The organism is Salmonella sp. NW884 (assembly GCF_051700745.1).
In the GTDB taxonomy this organism is placed as follows: Bacteria; Pseudomonadota; Gammaproteobacteria; order Enterobacterales; family Enterobacteriaceae; genus Salmonella; species Salmonella enterica.
The window spans coordinates 578663-593897 of the sequence record NZ_JAMMDE010000002.1 but is presented as its reverse complement, the minus strand read 5'-3'; the positions used below and the strand labels follow the sequence as shown (position 1 = coordinate 593897).

Annotated in this window: 13 protein-coding genes; 8 read left to right on the top strand and 5 right to left on the bottom strand. The window is 52.1% G+C overall.

Annotation, left to right across the window (positions count from 1 at the left end):
- The first annotated feature begins 3 nt into the window (after positions 1–3).
- From nrdF to emrB, 8 genes are all read left to right on the top strand, one after another.
- Positions 4–963 carry a class 1b ribonucleoside-diphosphate reductase subunit beta gene (nrdF, locus tag NA197_RS07365; protein ID WP_064043576.1) on the top strand — a complete coding sequence of 320 codons (960 nt, stop codon included), beginning with the start codon at positions 4–6 and terminating at the stop codon, positions 961–963.
- Between the two features lie 354 nt (positions 964–1317).
- Positions 1318–2520, top strand: coding sequence for a glycine betaine/L-proline ABC transporter ATP-binding protein ProV (proV, locus tag NA197_RS07360; protein ID WP_000985529.1), 1203 nt, complete (start codon positions 1318–1320; stop codon positions 2518–2520).
- Entirely contained in the window at positions 2513–3577 is a 1065-nt protein-coding gene (proW, locus tag NA197_RS07355; protein ID WP_000775021.1) for a glycine betaine/L-proline ABC transporter permease ProW, read from the top strand. Before proV ends, proW begins: the two co-directional genes overlap by 8 nt.
- A 69-nt stretch (positions 3578–3646) precedes the next feature.
- The gene (gene proX / locus NA197_RS07350) at positions 3647–4642 is read left to right on the top strand and encodes a glycine betaine/L-proline ABC transporter substrate-binding protein ProX (RefSeq protein ID WP_001216613.1); all 996 of its coding nucleotides are present in this window, start codon (positions 3647–3649) and stop codon (positions 4640–4642) included.
- 164 nt (positions 4643–4806) lie between these two features.
- Positions 4807–5991: an MFS transporter gene (locus tag NA197_RS07345; protein WP_000165758.1), complete on the top strand. Its 1185-nt coding sequence runs from the start codon at positions 4807–4809 to the stop codon at positions 5989–5991.
- Positions 5992–6487: 496 nt separating this feature from the next.
- Positions 6488–7018, top strand: coding sequence for a transcriptional repressor MprA (gene mprA, locus NA197_RS07340; RefSeq protein ID WP_000378431.1), 531 nt, complete (start codon positions 6488–6490; stop codon positions 7016–7018).
- 126 nt (positions 7019–7144) lie between these two features.
- Positions 7145–8317: a multidrug efflux MFS transporter periplasmic adaptor subunit EmrA gene (emrA, locus tag NA197_RS07335; RefSeq protein WP_001275597.1), complete on the top strand. Its 1173-nt coding sequence runs from the start codon at positions 7145–7147 to the stop codon at positions 8315–8317.
- 16 nt (positions 8318–8333) lie between these two features.
- Entirely contained in the window at positions 8334–9872 is a 1539-nt protein-coding gene (gene emrB, locus NA197_RS07330; RefSeq protein WP_001187297.1) for a multidrug efflux MFS transporter permease subunit EmrB, read from the top strand.
- 48 nt (positions 9873–9920) lie between these two features.
- Here the strand turns inward: emrB and NA197_RS07325 are convergent, their stop codons facing one another.
- The 5 genes from NA197_RS07325 to yqaB all read right to left on the bottom strand — a co-directional run bounded on the left by NA197_RS07325 (position 9921) and on the right by yqaB (position 14923).
- The gene (locus NA197_RS07325; RefSeq protein WP_000645142.1) at positions 9921–11291 is read right to left on the bottom strand and encodes a carbohydrate porin; all 1371 of its coding nucleotides are present in this window, start codon (positions 11289–11291) and stop codon (positions 9921–9923) included.
- A 345-nt stretch (positions 11292–11636) separates the two neighbouring features.
- Entirely contained in the window at positions 11637–12152 is a 516-nt protein-coding gene (gene luxS, locus NA197_RS07320) for an S-ribosylhomocysteine lyase (RefSeq protein ID WP_001130193.1), read from the bottom strand.
- A gap of 149 nt (positions 12153–12301) precedes the next feature.
- Positions 12302–13858: a glutamate--cysteine ligase gene (gene gshA / locus NA197_RS07315; RefSeq protein WP_000611821.1), complete on the bottom strand. Its 1557-nt coding sequence runs from the start codon at positions 13856–13858 to the stop codon at positions 12302–12304.
- Between the two features lie 76 nt (positions 13859–13934).
- Complete coding sequence (locus NA197_RS07310; protein WP_001279499.1) at positions 13935–14360, bottom strand: YqaA family protein; 426 nt, start codon at positions 14358–14360, stop codon at positions 13935–13937.
- Positions 14357–14923 carry a fructose-1-phosphate/6-phosphogluconate phosphatase gene (yqaB, locus tag NA197_RS07305; protein ID WP_000271296.1) on the bottom strand — a complete coding sequence of 189 codons (567 nt, stop codon included), beginning with the start codon at positions 14921–14923 and terminating at the stop codon, positions 14357–14359. Before yqaB ends, NA197_RS07310 begins: the two co-directional genes overlap by 4 nt.
- Between the last annotated feature and the right edge of the window lie 312 nt (positions 14924–15235).

Here is a 15235-nt window from a genome sequence, read left to right as displayed (position 1 = left end):
CATATGAAATTATCTCGTATTAGCGCCATCAACTGGAACAAGATCCAGGACGACAAAGATCTGGAGGTGTGGAACCGGCTGACCAGTAACTTCTGGCTGCCGGAAAAAGTGCCGTTATCGAATGATATTCCGGCCTGGCAGACGCTGAGCGCCGCCGAACAGCAGCTCACCATTCGCGTGTTTACGGGTCTTACGCTGCTTGACACTATCCAGAACATCGCAGGCGCGCCGTCGTTAATGGCAGATGCCATCACGCCGCATGAAGAGGCAGTACTGTCGAACATCAGCTTTATGGAAGCGGTACACGCCCGCTCTTACAGTTCTATTTTTTCCACGCTGTGCCAGACGAAAGAGGTTGATGCCGCCTACGCCTGGAGCGAAGAAAACTCGCCGCTTCAGCGTAAGGCGCAGATTATTTTGGCTCATTACGTCAGCGATGAACCGCTAAAGAAAAAGATTGCCAGCGTCTTTTTAGAGTCTTTTCTGTTCTATTCCGGCTTCTGGCTGCCGATGTATTTCTCCAGCCGCGGTAAGCTCACGAACACTGCCGACCTGATTCGTTTAATCATTCGCGATGAAGCGGTTCACGGTTATTATATTGGCTATAAGTATCAGATAGCGCTACAAAAACTATCGGCAATCGAGCGTGAAGAGTTAAAGCTTTTCGCGCTGGATTTGTTGATGGAACTGTACGACAACGAAATCCGCTACACAGAAGCGTTATATGCGGAAACCGGCTGGGTTAACGACGTCAAAGCCTTCTTGTGCTACAACGCCAATAAAGCCTTAATGAACCTGGGTTATGAGGCGTTATTTCCGCCGGAGATGGCAGACGTGAATCCCGCAATCCTTGCCGCGCTCTCGCCGAATGCCGACGAAAACCATGATTTCTTTTCCGGCTCAGGTTCATCTTATGTGATGGGGAAAACAGTCGAAACCGAAGACGAAGACTGGAATTTTTAACCTTACGGGCATGGGAAATAACGTTACATTTCCCATGCCTTTATTTCAGGCAATACCGGGTTAAATCGCGCAAATATTACAACATGTCCTACACTCAATACGAGTGAGATTATTCACCTGGATTCCCCCAATTCAGGTGGATTTTTGCTGGTTGTCCCAAAAAATATCTCTCCCTCTCCATTCGCGTTCAGCCCTTATATCATGGGAAATCACAGCCGATAGCACCTCGCAATATTCATGCCAGAAGCAAATTCAGGGTTGTCTCAGATTCTGAGTATGTTAGGGTAGAAAAAGGTAACTATTTCTATCAGGTAACATATCGACATAAGTAAATAACAGGAATCATTCTATTGCATGGCAATTAAATTAGAAGTGAAGAATCTGTATAAAATATTTGGAGAGCATCCGCAGCGTGCCTTCAAATATATTGAAAAGGGACTATCGAAAGAGCAAATACTGGAAAAAACGGGGCTATCGCTTGGCGTTAAAGACGCCAGTCTGGCCATTGAAGAAGGCGAGATATTTGTCATCATGGGATTATCCGGCTCGGGTAAATCCACAATGGTACGCCTTCTCAATCGCCTGATTGAACCCACCCGCGGACAGGTACTGATTGACGGTGTTGATATTGCCAAAATATCAGACGCTGAGCTTCGCGAGGTGCGCAGGAAAAAGATTGCGATGGTCTTCCAGTCATTTGCGCTCATGCCGCATATGACCGTGCTGGATAATACGGCATTTGGTATGGAATTAGCGGGCATCGCGGCGCAAGAGCGTCGCGAAAAAGCGCTGGACGCCTTGCGTCAGGTGGGGCTTGAGAATTACGCTCACGCCTACCCGGATGAACTTTCCGGTGGGATGCGTCAGCGTGTTGGGCTTGCCCGCGCGCTGGCAATCAACCCTGATATCTTATTAATGGATGAAGCGTTTTCCGCCCTCGATCCATTAATTCGTACCGAAATGCAGGATGAGCTGGTGAAATTACAGGCGAAACATCAGCGCACCATTGTCTTTATTTCCCACGATCTTGATGAGGCTATGCGTATTGGCGACAGGATTGCCATTATGCAAAATGGCGAGGTCGTACAGGTTGGTACGCCGGATGAGATCCTGAATAATCCGGCAAATGATTATGTCCGCACGTTCTTCCGTGGCGTGGATATTAGTCAGGTCTTTAGCGCCAAAGATATTGCCCGTCGCAGTCCGGTCGGATTAATTCGTAAAACGCCAGGTTTTGGTCCCCGTTCGGCACTGAAATTATTACAGGATGAAGACCGTGAATATGGTTACGTCATTGAGCGTGGCAATAAATTCGTGGGCGTCGTGTCCATCGACTCATTAAAAGCGGCATTAAGCCAGGCGCAAGGGATTGAAGCGGCGCTTATCGACGACCCTTTAGTCGTTGATGCGCAAACCCCACTCAGCGAGTTGCTCTCTCACGTCGGCCAGGCGCCCTGCGCGGTGCCGGTTGTCGATGAAGAACACCAGTATGTTGGCATTATTTCAAAACGTATGTTGCTACAGGCTTTAGATCGCGAGGGGGGTAACAATGGCTGATCAAACGAATCCGTGGGATACCGCACAGGTGGCCGATACTACGACGCAAACGGCTGATGCCTGGGGAACACCGGCAGGCGTAGCCACGGACGGCGGCAGTACCGACTGGTTGAACAGCGCGCCCGCGCCAGCCCCTGAACACTTTTCTCTTCTGGACCCGTTCCATAAGACGCTGATCCCGCTGGATAGCTGGGTCACAGAGGGAATCGACTGGGTCGTCACCCATTTCCGTCCCCTTTTTCAGGGGATTCGTGTGCCGGTGGATTACATTCTTAACGGCTTTCAGCAACTGCTGCTGGGAATGCCCGCCCCTGTGGCGATTATTCTCTTTGCGCTGATTGCCTGGCAGGTTTCCGGCGTGGGCATGGGGATCGCAACGCTGATATCGCTGATCGCGATCGGCGCGATCGGTGCCTGGTCGCAGGCGATGATTACCCTGGCGCTGGTGTTGACCGCCCTGTTGTTCTGCGTCGTGATCGGATTACCGATGGGAATCTGGCTGGCGCGCAGCCCGCGCGCAGCCAAAATAGTTCGTCCGCTGCTGGATGCGATGCAGACCACGCCCGCGTTTGTCTATCTGGTGCCGATTGTCATGTTATTCGGCATCGGTAACGTGCCGGGCGTGGTGGTGACGATTATTTTTGCTCTACCGCCGATTATACGCCTGACGATCCTGGGCATTAACCAGGTGCCTGCCGACTTAATTGAAGCGTCGCGCTCGTTCGGCGCCAGCCCGCGCCAAATGTTGTTCAAAGTGCAACTACCGCTGGCGATGCCCACCATTATGGCAGGCGTTAATCAGACGCTGATGCTGGCTCTCTCAATGGTCGTCATCGCCTCGATGATTGCGGTCGGCGGGCTTGGCCAGATGGTATTACGCGGCATTGGTCGTCTTGATATGGGGCTGGCAACCGTGGGCGGCGTCGGCATTGTGATTCTCGCCATCATTCTGGACCGTCTGACGCAGGCCGTCGGGCGCGACTCGCGTAGCCGCGGTAACCGTCGCTGGTATACCACCGGTCCTGTTGGGCTAATCACCCGCCCTTTCGTTAAGTAACTCTCCTGACGCCCGGTGACATTGCGCTTACCGGGCTTACAACTCCCTACCATAATTAAAGGAACAACGATGCGACATACTGTGATATTTGCCTCAGCGTTTGCCACCCTTGTCACCGCCAGCGCTTTCGCTGCCGACCTGCCTGGCAAAGGCATTACCGTCCAACCAATCCAAAGCACGATTTCTGAAGAGTCCTTCCAGACGTTACTGGTCAGCCGGGCGCTGGAAAAGTTGGGTTATACCGTAAATAAGCCGAGTGAAGTCGATTACAACGTAGGCTATACCTCCATCGCCTCTGGCGATGCGACGTTTACCGCCGTGAACTGGCAGCCGCTGCATGATGATATGTATGCCGCAGCAGGCGGAGACAAAAAGTTTTACCGCGAGGGTGTCTTCGTCTCCGGCGCTGCGCAGGGCTATCTGATCGATAAAAAAACCGCCGAGCAGTACAACATCACCAATATCGCTCAGCTAAAAGATCCGAAAATCGCCAAAATCTTCGATACCAATGGCGACGGCAAAGCGGACATGATGGGCTGCTCGCCGGGCTGGGGCTGCGAAGCCGTGATCAATCACCAGAATAAAGCGTTTGATCTGCAAAAAACCGTTGAGGTCAGCCACGGTAACTATGCGGCGATGATGGCTGATACCATTACCCGTTTTAAAGAAGGCAAGCCGGTGCTGTATTACACCTGGACCCCGTACTGGGTGAGCGACGTAATGAAGCCGGGTAAAGATGTCGTCTGGCTACAGGTGCCGTTCTCCTCCCTGCCGGGCGAACAGAAAAATATTGATACTAAACTGCCGAACGGCGCGAACTATGGGTTCCCGGTTAATACCATGCATATTGTCGCCAATAAGGCATGGGCGGAGAAAAACCCGGCGGCGGCGAAACTGTTCGCCATCATGAAGCTGCCGCTGGCGGATATCAACGCGCAGAACGCCATGATGCATGCCGGTAAATCGTCTGAAGCCGATGTTCAGGGCCATGTGGACGGCTGGATCAACGCCCACCAGCAGCAGTTTGACGGCTGGGTGAAAGAAGCGCTGGCCGCGCAGAAATAAGATCGTTTTTTATGCCGGATAAGGCGCAGTTCATGCGCCGCTATCCGGCCAACGCAATCTCTCCTCAAAGCGCACGATTCATCACGTCACCGTTCCCCTTTATTCATCAACATCCGCTATGATTGTTTTCCCAGGAAATAATTATCTGAATCACGATTACCATAATGACGAAACCCACTCATGAGCTTAGCCCGGCGCTGATCGTTTTAATGTCTGTGGCCACGGGTCTGGCGGTCGCCAGCAACTACTATGCCCAGCCGCTGCTTGATACCATCGCGCATCACTTTTCGCTTTCCGCCAGCTCCGCAGGGTTTATCGTTACCGCCGCGCAGTTGGGCTATGCCGCTGGCCTGTTGTTTCTGGTGCCGCTCGGCGACATGTTTGAACGCCGAACGCTGATTGTCTCCATGACGTTGCTGGCGGCTGGCGGAATGCTGATCACCGCCAGCAGTCAGTCGCTTAGCATGATGATACTCGGAACGGCCTTAACCGGACTGTTCTCCGTGGTGGCGCAGATTCTGGTTCCGCTGGCCGCCACGCTTGCGACGCCCGCCACCCGCGGTAAAGTGGTCGGCACCATTATGAGCGGCCTGTTGCTGGGGATTCTGCTGGCGCGAACGGTCGCCGGACTGCTGGCAAACCTCGGCGGTTGGCGCACCGTATTTTGGGTAGCGTCGGCGCTGATGGCGCTGATGGCCGTCGCGTTGTGGCGCGGACTGCCAAAGCTCAAATCCGACACCCATCTTAACTACCCGCAGCTGTTGGGTTCTGTATTCAGCCTGTTTATTCACGATAAGCTGCTGCGTACCCGCGCGCTGCTGGGCTGTCTGACCTTTGCTAATTTCAGCATCCTCTGGACGTCAATGGCCTTTTTGCTCGCCGCGCCGCCGTTTAGCTATTCCGAGGGGATGATTGGCCTGTTTGGCCTGGCGGGGGCCGCCGGCGCTTTAGGCGCGCGTCCGGCTGGCGGATTTGCCGATAAAGGTAAATCTCACCTCACCACCACGTTCGGCTTACTGCTGCTGTTACTCTCCTGGCTGGCGATCTGGCTTGGGCACACCTCGGTACTGGCGCTGATTATTGGCATTCTGGTACTGGACCTCACCGTTCAGGGGGTACATATCACCAATCAGACGGTCATCTATCGTTTGCATCCGGATGCGCGTAACCGGCTCACCGCCGGCTATATGACCAGCTACTTTATCGGTGGCGCCGCGGGGTCGCTGATTTCCGCCTCCGCCTGGCAACATGCCGGCTGGGCCGGCGTTTGTCTGGCGGGTGTCACGGTAGCCTTACTTAATTTACTGGTCTGGTGGCGAGGTTTTCACCGACAGGAAGCCGTAAATTAAGCGGATAGTGAGCGTTTACCTTTGTTTAAGCTCCTTAGGGTGTTAAGGAGCTCCCCAGTCTGTTAAGGTTATGCTATTCATTTATCATGGTTATTTTTATACCGGTGAAGAATAATATAATTCTATGGAAAGCCCTGCATCCCCATCTGCTCCCAGGCCAATAGCGCCCGTTCAAGGATTCGAAGGTCGTTCACCGATAGCTATCCGTGATATTCCGGTGGCTTTTGCATCGGGTTGTAAGGCCGTTTACCCGGCTTTCGCCCCTCCCGCTTATCGTTCTCTCCTGATTTTTTCATGCAGGCACTCACGCTTTTCTCGTCATTCCTGGATTTGCCGCAGGCGGCGCTTTACCGGGCCCAATGTTCCCGCTGGCGTCTCAGTCTGCGTATCATTGGTTGCTTTATAGCCTGAAAGAATGATTTTGTATTAATAATACATTTACTTTATTTGTCACTGTCGTTACTATATCGGCTGAAATTAATGAGGTCATGCCCAAATGGATAGTTCGTTTACGCCCATTGAACAAATGCTAAAATTTCGCGCCAGCCGTCACGAAGACTTTCCTTACCAGGAAATTCTTTTGACTCGTCTTTGTATGCACATGCAAGGCAAGCTCCTGGAAAACCGCAATAAAATGCTGAAGGCTCAAGGGATTAACGAGACGTTGTTTATGGCGTTGATTACGCTGGAGTCTCAGGAAAACCACAGTATTCAGCCGTCTGAATTAAGCTGCGCGCTGGGTTCATCTCGCACCAATGCGACACGCATTGCAGATGAGCTGGAAAAACGCGGCTGGATTGAGCGTCGTGAGAGCGATAACGACCGCCGTTGCCTGCATCTGCAATTAACGGAGAAAGGCCAGGCATTTTTGCAAGAAGTGCTTCCGCCTCAGCATCATTGTCTGCATCAACTCTGGTCATCACTTAGCACAGCCGAAAAAGATCAACTTGAGCACATCACTCGTAAACTCCTGACGCGTCTTGATCAAATGGAGCAGGAAGGCACTGTTCTTGAGGCGCTGCGCTAAAGCGCCGACCCGCTCAAAAATCCAGATTAATAACAGGAAAGCGGACAGGCCGGCACGCATTACTGCTGGCCTTTCTGACAACAGGTCGGCTCAGCCGATGTGAATAATAAGATCGTGGAGAACAACATGAGCGCAAATGCGGAGATCCAACCCCCGCAGCAACCGGCTAAGAAGAAAGGCAAACGCAAAACAGCGCTGCTACTTCTTACCTTGCTCTTTGTTATTATTGCCGTGGCATATGGAATTTATTGGTTTTTAGTATTGCGTCATATTGAAGAGACAGATGATGCTTACGTGGCAGGGAACCAGGTTCAAATCATGGCGCAGGTGTCAGGCAGCGTGACGAAAGTCTGGGCTGATAACACCGACTTTGTAAAAGAGGGCGATGTTCTGGTCACGCTCGATCAGACTGACGCCAAACAAGCGTTTGAAAGAGCCAAAACGGCGCTGGCCTCCAGCGTGCGCCAAACGCACCAGTTGATGATTAACAGTAAGCAGTTGCAGGCGAATATCGACGTGCAAAAAACCGCCCTGGCGCAAGCGCAGAGCGACCTTAACCGTCGTGTGCCGCTGGGTAATGCCAATCTTATTGGCCGGGAAGAGCTGCAACACGCCCGCGATGCCGTCGCCAGCGCGCAGGCACAGCTGGATGTCGCCATTCAACAGTACAATGCCAACCAGGCAATGATACTCAACAGTAATCTGGAAGATCAGCCTGCGGTTCAACAAGCGGCGACCGAAGTGCGTAACGCCTGGCTGGCGCTGGAGCGTACTCGCATCGTCAGTCCAATGACCGGTTATGTCTCCCGCCGCGCCGTCCAGCCTGGCGCGCAGATCAGCCCCACCACGCCGCTGATGGCCGTCGTGCCTGCAACCGATCTGTGGGTGGACGCTAACTTTAAAGAGACCCAATTAGCGAATATGCGCATTGGGCAGCCAGTGACGATTATTACTGACATTTATGGCGACGACGTAAAATACACCGGTAAAGTCGTCGGTCTGGATATGGGGACAGGCAGCGCCTTCTCCCTGCTGCCAGCGCAAAATGCGACGGGTAACTGGATTAAAGTGGTTCAACGTCTGCCGGTACGCGTCGAACTGGACGCCCGCCAGTTAGAACAACATCCGCTGCGCATTGGTTTATCGACGCTGGTCACCGTGGATACCGCTAATCGCGATGGTCAGGTACTGGCCAGCCAGGTACGAACGACGCCGGTTGCCGAAAGTAACGCACGCGAAATTAATCTCGCGCCGGTCAATAAACTGATCGACGACATCGTACAGGCTAACGCGGGTTAATCCTGAGGTGCGTGTGATGCAACAGCAAAAACCGCTGGAGGGCGCGCAGCTCGTCATCATGACGATCGCGCTGTCGCTGGCGACATTCATGCAGGTGCTGGACTCCACCATTGCCAACGTGGCGATTCCGACCATCGCCGGGAACCTGGGTTCTTCCCTAAGCCAGGGGACATGGGTTATCACCTCTTTCGGGGTGGCGAACGCTATCTCGATTCCCTTAACCGGCTGGCTGGCGAAACGTTTTGGCGAAGTCAAACTGTTCATGTGGTCGACGGTCGCCTTTGCCGCGGCCTCCTGGGCCTGTGGCGTATCCAGCAGCCTGAATATGCTGATCTTCTTCCGCGTGGTGCAGGGCGTGGTCGCCGGGCCGCTGATTCCGCTCTCGCAAAGCCTGTTGCTGAATAACTATCCGCCTGCAAAGCGCTCCATTGCGCTGGCGCTCTGGTCAATGACCGTCATTGTCGCGCCGATTTGCGGCCCGATTCTGGGGGGCTACATCAGTGATAATTACCACTGGGGATGGATTTTCTTCATCAACGTGCCGATTGGCATCGCCGTCGTCCTGATGACGTTACACACGCTGCGCGGACGTGAAACGCATACCGAACGGCGACGTATTGACGCCGTCGGGCTGGCGTTACTGGTGATTGGCATCGGCAGCCTGCAAATTATGCTCGATCGCGGTAAAGAGCTGGACTGGTTCTCCTCGCAGGAAATTATCATCCTGACCGTGGTCGCCGTCATCGCCATCAGTTTCCTGATCGTCTGGGAACTGACCGACGATCACCCTATCGTCGATCTTTCTCTTTTTAAATCGCGTAACTTCACTATTGGCTGCTTGTGCATCAGCCTTGCCTATATGCTCTATTTCGGCGCCATTGTTCTACTGCCGCAGCTTTTGCAAGAGGTGTACGGCTATACCGCAACGTGGGCAGGTCTGGCGTCGGCGCCAGTCGGCATTATTCCGGTAATTTTGTCGCCGATTATCGGACGCTTCGCGCATAAACTGGATATGCGCAGGCTGGTCACGTTCAGCTTCATTATGTACGCCGTCTGTTTTTACTGGCGCGCCTGGACGTTCGAACCGGGTATGGATTTCGGCGCTTCCGCATGGCCGCAGTTTATTCAGGGATTTGCCGTCGCCTGCTTCTTTATGCCGCTGACCACCATTACGCTCTCCGGGTTACCGCCAGAACGGCTGGCGGCGGCATCAAGCCTGTCGAACTTCACGCGAACGCTGGCGGGCTCCATCGGCACCTCGATTACCACCACTATGTGGACCGATCGTGAGTCGCTACACCATGCGCAGCTCACCGAGTCGATTACGGCGTATAATCCAAACGCTCAGGCTATGTACGATAAACTGGAAGGCTTAGGGATGACGCACCAACAGGCGTCAGGCTGGATAGCCCAGCAAATCACGAATCAGGGGCTGATTATTTCCGCCAACGAAATCTTCTGGATGTCGGCGGGGATCTTCCTGGTGCTGCTCGGCCTGGTGTGGTTCGCCAAACCGCCCTTCGGTGCGGGCGGCGGCGGTGGCGGCGCGCACTAACTATCTGATAAAAGGGATCTGCGGATCCCTTTTTTAGTAGACCAACAATCAGAAGAAATATTTGAATCTCAGACGCCCGCCGTAACGCGCATCTTCACTGTTATCGCCATTATTCGGATTGGCCTCTACCCATGAAGCATAGGCGCCGAGGTAGATGTTAAAGTTTTTCATATCCATCACGTTGGGGAATAAATATGAGGCATGAATGGTGTGAATATCATAATTGCCGGGATCGGTGATCCAGCAATCGTCCTCACAAACGGCATCGATATTGGTAGCATTGAAGGCTTCGATTTTGTTATGCGCATAGATATAACCCAGTTCAAATCGATGCCACAGCGCATTCACCCCAGCGGTAAAATCTGTCTCATCGGTCGCATCCATATAAGCGGTATTCAGGTTAATCACCGCGCCATCTTCCGGGTCAGTTTTTTGACCATTCCAGGTCATGGTAAAACCATAGCCCGTACGATCTGACTGATCGATCCACTTCCCATTCTCATAATAGCCATAGGCGTTGTTAACGACGTTACTTTCCATCGCTATCGCCGTTGAAAAACGCCCGTTTTGCCAGGCGATAACCGGACGGACGTAAGCCACGTTTTTATCGTTGCTTAAATCCATTCCGTGGTACTGCTTCTCGGTATATAACGTACTGCCATTTTCCAGCAATGTGTTAACTTCGAAATACCAGTTGTCGATGGTTTTACTCAGCAGGAAGTTACCCCCACTGTCGCTACGTCCCCGTCCTTCTTTCATCATATAGATATAGCCGTAACCGTCACTGTAAAGATCGTTCGCTGTATTCCCCGAATATTCAATAAACGTATCCTGATTCAGTGGGAACATATCGTAGGCTTCAAAACGACCAACCTTAATTTTCCAGTCATTCTCACGACCAAAGAAGAAAACGGCATCATCAAGGTTCATTTTTCCGGTCAGGTCCGCCAGAGGCTGTACAGAGAATCCGGCAAAATTACCGTTGTCCAGCCGCTGGTAGCCATCAAAGCCCAGCAACAGGCGTCCGTTAATATCCCAGCGTTCATTGGTTCCCGGTGCCCAATCTTTATTCGCTGACGTTCTCGTCGATGTCAGACTACCGGAACGGCTTGCCGCATCCATATTAAATTCGACATCGCCATAGAACTTAATATCGCTGAATCCGGATAAGGTCAGCTTCGGCGGTGTTTTACCTGCTGCAATGGGCTCGGCAGACTGGACATTCACCGTCGGCGTAGCGGCGACCTGCTGCTGTTTCAACGAGCGAATTTGCGCCTCGGCATCGGATGCCCGTTTTTCAGCATTAACAACACGTTGCTCCAGTTCAGCCAGACGCTGCTCAATAGTGATATTATTCGCTGCCCAAAGGTTATGAGAAAAGCAAGCACCGATCATCAGCGCCAAATATTTAGCCTTCATTTTTTATCCCTTAAGTTTGATGTATACCAGATAAGATTTGCTAAAAACCCCATCGACCGGCTATTAGTAGAGTCTTGTTATTACCTGGATATCTGGCGCATTCCATTATGTTTTTCTATTAATTATTTATGATTTTTAGTTTATGTGATCAATACACTCTGGCATCGTGAGTTATCCGCCTTTTCTGTTTACCAGATCACATTTTATTATTTAACAGGCCAGGCATTACTTAATTTAAAATATATTCTCGCCGCAAATATAATAAACGCAAATTATATTAAGCAATAAAAAACCCCGGCCATAAACCGGGGTTAATTTAAATACTGGAAACGCTTACCAATAAGACTAAATATGCAGTTCCTGCAGTTTTTCTTTCGGCAGCGCCAGCTCTTTATTGCTGTTCACGCGCACATCACACTCCAGAATATGACGGGCAATGTCCTGCGCTTCACTGAGCGAGTGCATCTGATACGTACCGCACTGGTAAACGTTCAGCTCCGGGATCTGGTTTTGATCCTGCACTTTCAGCACATCCGCCATCGCCGCTTTCCAGGCGTCGGCAACACGCTGCTCGTCCGGCGTGCCAATCAGGCTCATGTAAAAGCCGGTGCGGCAGCCCATTGGCGAGATATCGATAATCTCAACGCCGTTACCGTTGAGGTGGTCGCGCATAAAGCCAGCAAACAGATGCTCAAGCGTATGAATCCCTTTTTCCGGCATCACTTCTTTGTTCGGAATGCAAAAACGCAGATCAAACACGGTTATTGCGTCGCCATGCGGGGTGTTCATCGTTTTTGCAACCCGGACCGCCGGCGCTTGCATCCGGGTATGATCGACTGCGAAGCTATCTAATAATGGCATTTAGTCACCTCCGATAATTTTTTAAAAATAAACTGAACTCTTTGTTCCGGGGCGAGTCTGAGTATATGAAAGACGCGCATTTGTTATCATCATCCCTGTTTTCAGCGATGAAATTTTGGCCACTCAGTGAGTGGCCTTTTTCTTTTGGGTCAGGCGTGTTTTGCAAGCCACGCGGCAAACGGCTCGGTATCCGCCGCCTCAATCTCCTGCTGACGACGTACTGAAGCGTCACGTTCAGCAATAAACTCTTCTTCCTGTAAAATCTCCAGCGGCTCTTCGCGTAACAGATTACGGTAAGCCTCACCGAACGCTTTCCCGGTGCCGCCAATGCCTTCATCAATCATAGACCGTAAGATTCGGGCAGAGAATGTCAGTTCAGGATTATCAAAGCAGGCGACCAACTCGTCACATACCTTTTGATACTCCTCTCCCCCGTGGATACTGTCCAGCGTTTGCGCCACGCGTTTCAGATCGCGGAAGAGATCTTTCCCTACTTTAGGCAGCGGGAACTGCGCGGTTTCACAGCCAATCCCCAGGGTAAGGCCCGGCTTACGCCCTTCCAGAATAACGCGATTCCAGTTAGTACGCGTACATAACAGCTCATCGCTACTCATTTCCGGCGCATCGGCCAATACGCACCAGACCATAAACAGATCGAGGAAGCGCACCTGTTGCTCGTCTACGCCGATCGGTGAGAACGGATTAATATCGAGAGAACGAACTTCAATATACTCAATACCACCACGCAGAAGCGCGTCAGAAGGCGATTCGCCGCTGCGCGTCACGCGCTTGGGACGAATGGGCGCGTACAGCTCATTTTCAATTTGCAGAACGTTGCTGTTAATCTGTAGCCGCTTACCGTCTTTTTCCACACCAATCCGTGCGTACTCCTCGGAAGGGGTTTTAATCGCGCGCTTCAGACCTGCAACGTATTCATGCAAATCGTTAAACGTAATTCCGAGATTGCTTTGCGACTTATTGGTATAGCCCAAATCACTCAAACGCAGCGACGTCGCATATGGCAGGTAGTACATGCCGCAGTCCGTTTTTTCAAACGGTAATGTGGTTGGCTTTCCTTGCAGGAAAGAGGAACAAATGGCCGGAGACGCGCCAAACAGATAGGGGATGACCCAGCCAAAACGGTAATAGTTGCGAATCAGACGAAAATAGCCGGCAGAAATTTTTTCTTTTGCCGCTTCGCCTTCCGTAACGCCGCATTTCGCCTGCCAGAACGCCATCGGTAATGAAAAATTGTAATGTACGCCGGAGATGGTTTGCATCAAAGCGCCATAACGATTTTTCAGCCCTTCGCGATAGAGCGTCTTAAAGCGCCCGGTATTTGATGTGCCGTACTGCGCCAGCTCTATGTCCTGCCCTTCCGCAATATAGCAGGGCATACTTAATGGCCACATCCGCTCATCGCCCAGTTTCCTGGCCGTATACCGATGGAGATCGCGCATAAAGGTGAGCATATGCTGGATATCGCCATCGACTGGCGTAATAAACTCCAGTAGGGCTTCCGCAAAATCCGTGGTAATCCATTTATGGGTCAGCGCTGAACCTAACGCTTCAGGATGACCTGTTGTCGCCAGCGTGCCATCAGCATTGACACGCAGCGTTTCGCGCTCTAACCCGCGCTGTATCCCCTTTAACGCCTGAGGATGTTTTTCCAGCCAGGCCAGAGCCTGTGATACGTCCGGGATCAAATTGACCTCCCGCCTGTCCAAATCGTTTTAATAAGCATAACTGTAATGGCGGCCATACATGCCAAACCTACAATTATTACCACCACATCATGCCCTGAACCGTCGCCGCTGCGAGCGCAACATAGCGCAGCGCCTTACCAAGACACAAAAAAAAGATCGTCCGCCCCCACGGGATGCGCATCCATCCCGCTAACAGGCACAACAAATCACCGATGACCGGCATCCAGCTTAATAATAGTGTGGCTGCGCCATAACGCTTTAGCCAGCCAGTCGCTTTTTCCTGCCAGCGCGACGTTTTGCGCAGCGGAAAGAAACGCCCAAGAATAACGTTAGTTACCCCTCCAAGGCTATTACCCATTGTTGCTGTTAAGACTAAGACCCAGGGATGGCTGACGCCGGAGACCAGCATAGCAACCAAAACCACCTCAGAATTACCGGGTAACAGCGTCGCGCTGAGAAAACTACTGGCAAACAGAGACAGGAGCGACAGTCCGTCACTCACAATAGTCGGACATCCACGGCATCCATTCCCGCCGCCCGCGCCGCCTGTAAACCAAAATCGGCATCTTCAAATACCACGCACTGCGTCGGCATGACGCCCATCCGCTGGGCGCACAGTAGGAAGGTGTCAGGCGCGGGTTTGTGATGCTGTACGTGATCTGCCGCCACAACCGCATCAAAATAACGACGCAGCCCCAGATGCGCTAACAGGGCTTCCGCGATAGCGCTTTCGCTACCGGTACCGACCGACATGGGACGCCGCCCATGCCACGCTTTGACCACCTCAACCAGCGGCAGCGGTTCTACGCAGTCCAGCAGGATGCTTTTTACCGCGTCGGTTTTCTCACGCGCCAGTGACAGGGGATCAAGATCGGCATGGTTAAGCTCAATGATTGACTGGGCGATAAGCCAGGTTGGCGAACCGTTAAGTGCGACCATTGCCTGTTCATCAAAACGAAGACCATAGCGCCCCAAAACCTCACGCCACGCTTTGCGATGCGTGGGTTCGGTATCCAGGAGAGTACCGTCCATATCAAAAATCAAACCAGCATAACGTGCGTACATCGTGTTCTCGCAAACCGAATAACCAGACAGTACTTTATCGCAATTGGTTGATTTTGTCGCTAATAGAGATGAAGAGGTATATTCAGGATAAGGGGAAAAGCGATTGCAGGGCAGTGACGTATCCGGGAGGATTATTCACCTTATGGGCCGTTGCTGACGCAACGTTATCCTTCCTGGTGCCAGCGGTGATTATAACTATCTTATCTGCATCTTCATCGCTGAAAGTACGGAGAATATGGTGCATCCGGGAGGATTCGAACCTCCGACCGCTCGGTTCGTAGCCGAGTACTCTATCCAGCTGAGCTACGGATG

Excerpts from the sequence above, each read along its gene's own strand:
- proV (WP_000985529.1), top strand. The coding sequence starts at position 1,318 with ATGGCAATTAAATTAGAAGTGAAGAATCTGTATAAAATATTTGGAGAG.
- yqaB (WP_000271296.1), bottom strand. The coding sequence starts at position 14,923 with ATGTACGCACGTTATGCTGGTTTGATTTTTGATATGGACGGTACTCTC.
- NA197_RS07345 (WP_000165758.1), top strand. The coding sequence starts at position 4,807 with ATGACGAAACCCACTCATGAGCTTAGCCCGGCGCTGATCGTTTTAATG.
- mprA (WP_000378431.1), top strand. The coding sequence starts at position 6,488 with ATGGATAGTTCGTTTACGCCCATTGAACAAATGCTAAAATTTCGCGCC.
- nrdF (WP_064043576.1), top strand. The coding sequence starts at position 4 with ATGAAATTATCTCGTATTAGCGCCATCAACTGGAACAAGATCCAGGAC.
- emrB (WP_001187297.1), top strand. The coding sequence starts at position 8,334 with ATGCAACAGCAAAAACCGCTGGAGGGCGCGCAGCTCGTCATCATGACG.
- emrA (WP_001275597.1), top strand. The coding sequence starts at position 7,145 with ATGAGCGCAAATGCGGAGATCCAACCCCCGCAGCAACCGGCTAAGAAG.
- proX (WP_001216613.1), top strand. The coding sequence starts at position 3,647 with ATGCGACATACTGTGATATTTGCCTCAGCGTTTGCCACCCTTGTCACC.
- luxS (WP_001130193.1), bottom strand. The coding sequence starts at position 12,152 with ATGCCATTATTAGATAGCTTCGCAGTCGATCATACCCGGATGCAAGCG.
- NA197_RS07325 (WP_000645142.1), bottom strand. The coding sequence starts at position 11,291 with ATGAAGGCTAAATATTTGGCGCTGATGATCGGTGCTTGCTTTTCTCAT.
- proW (WP_000775021.1), top strand. The coding sequence starts at position 2,513 with ATGGCTGATCAAACGAATCCGTGGGATACCGCACAGGTGGCCGATACT.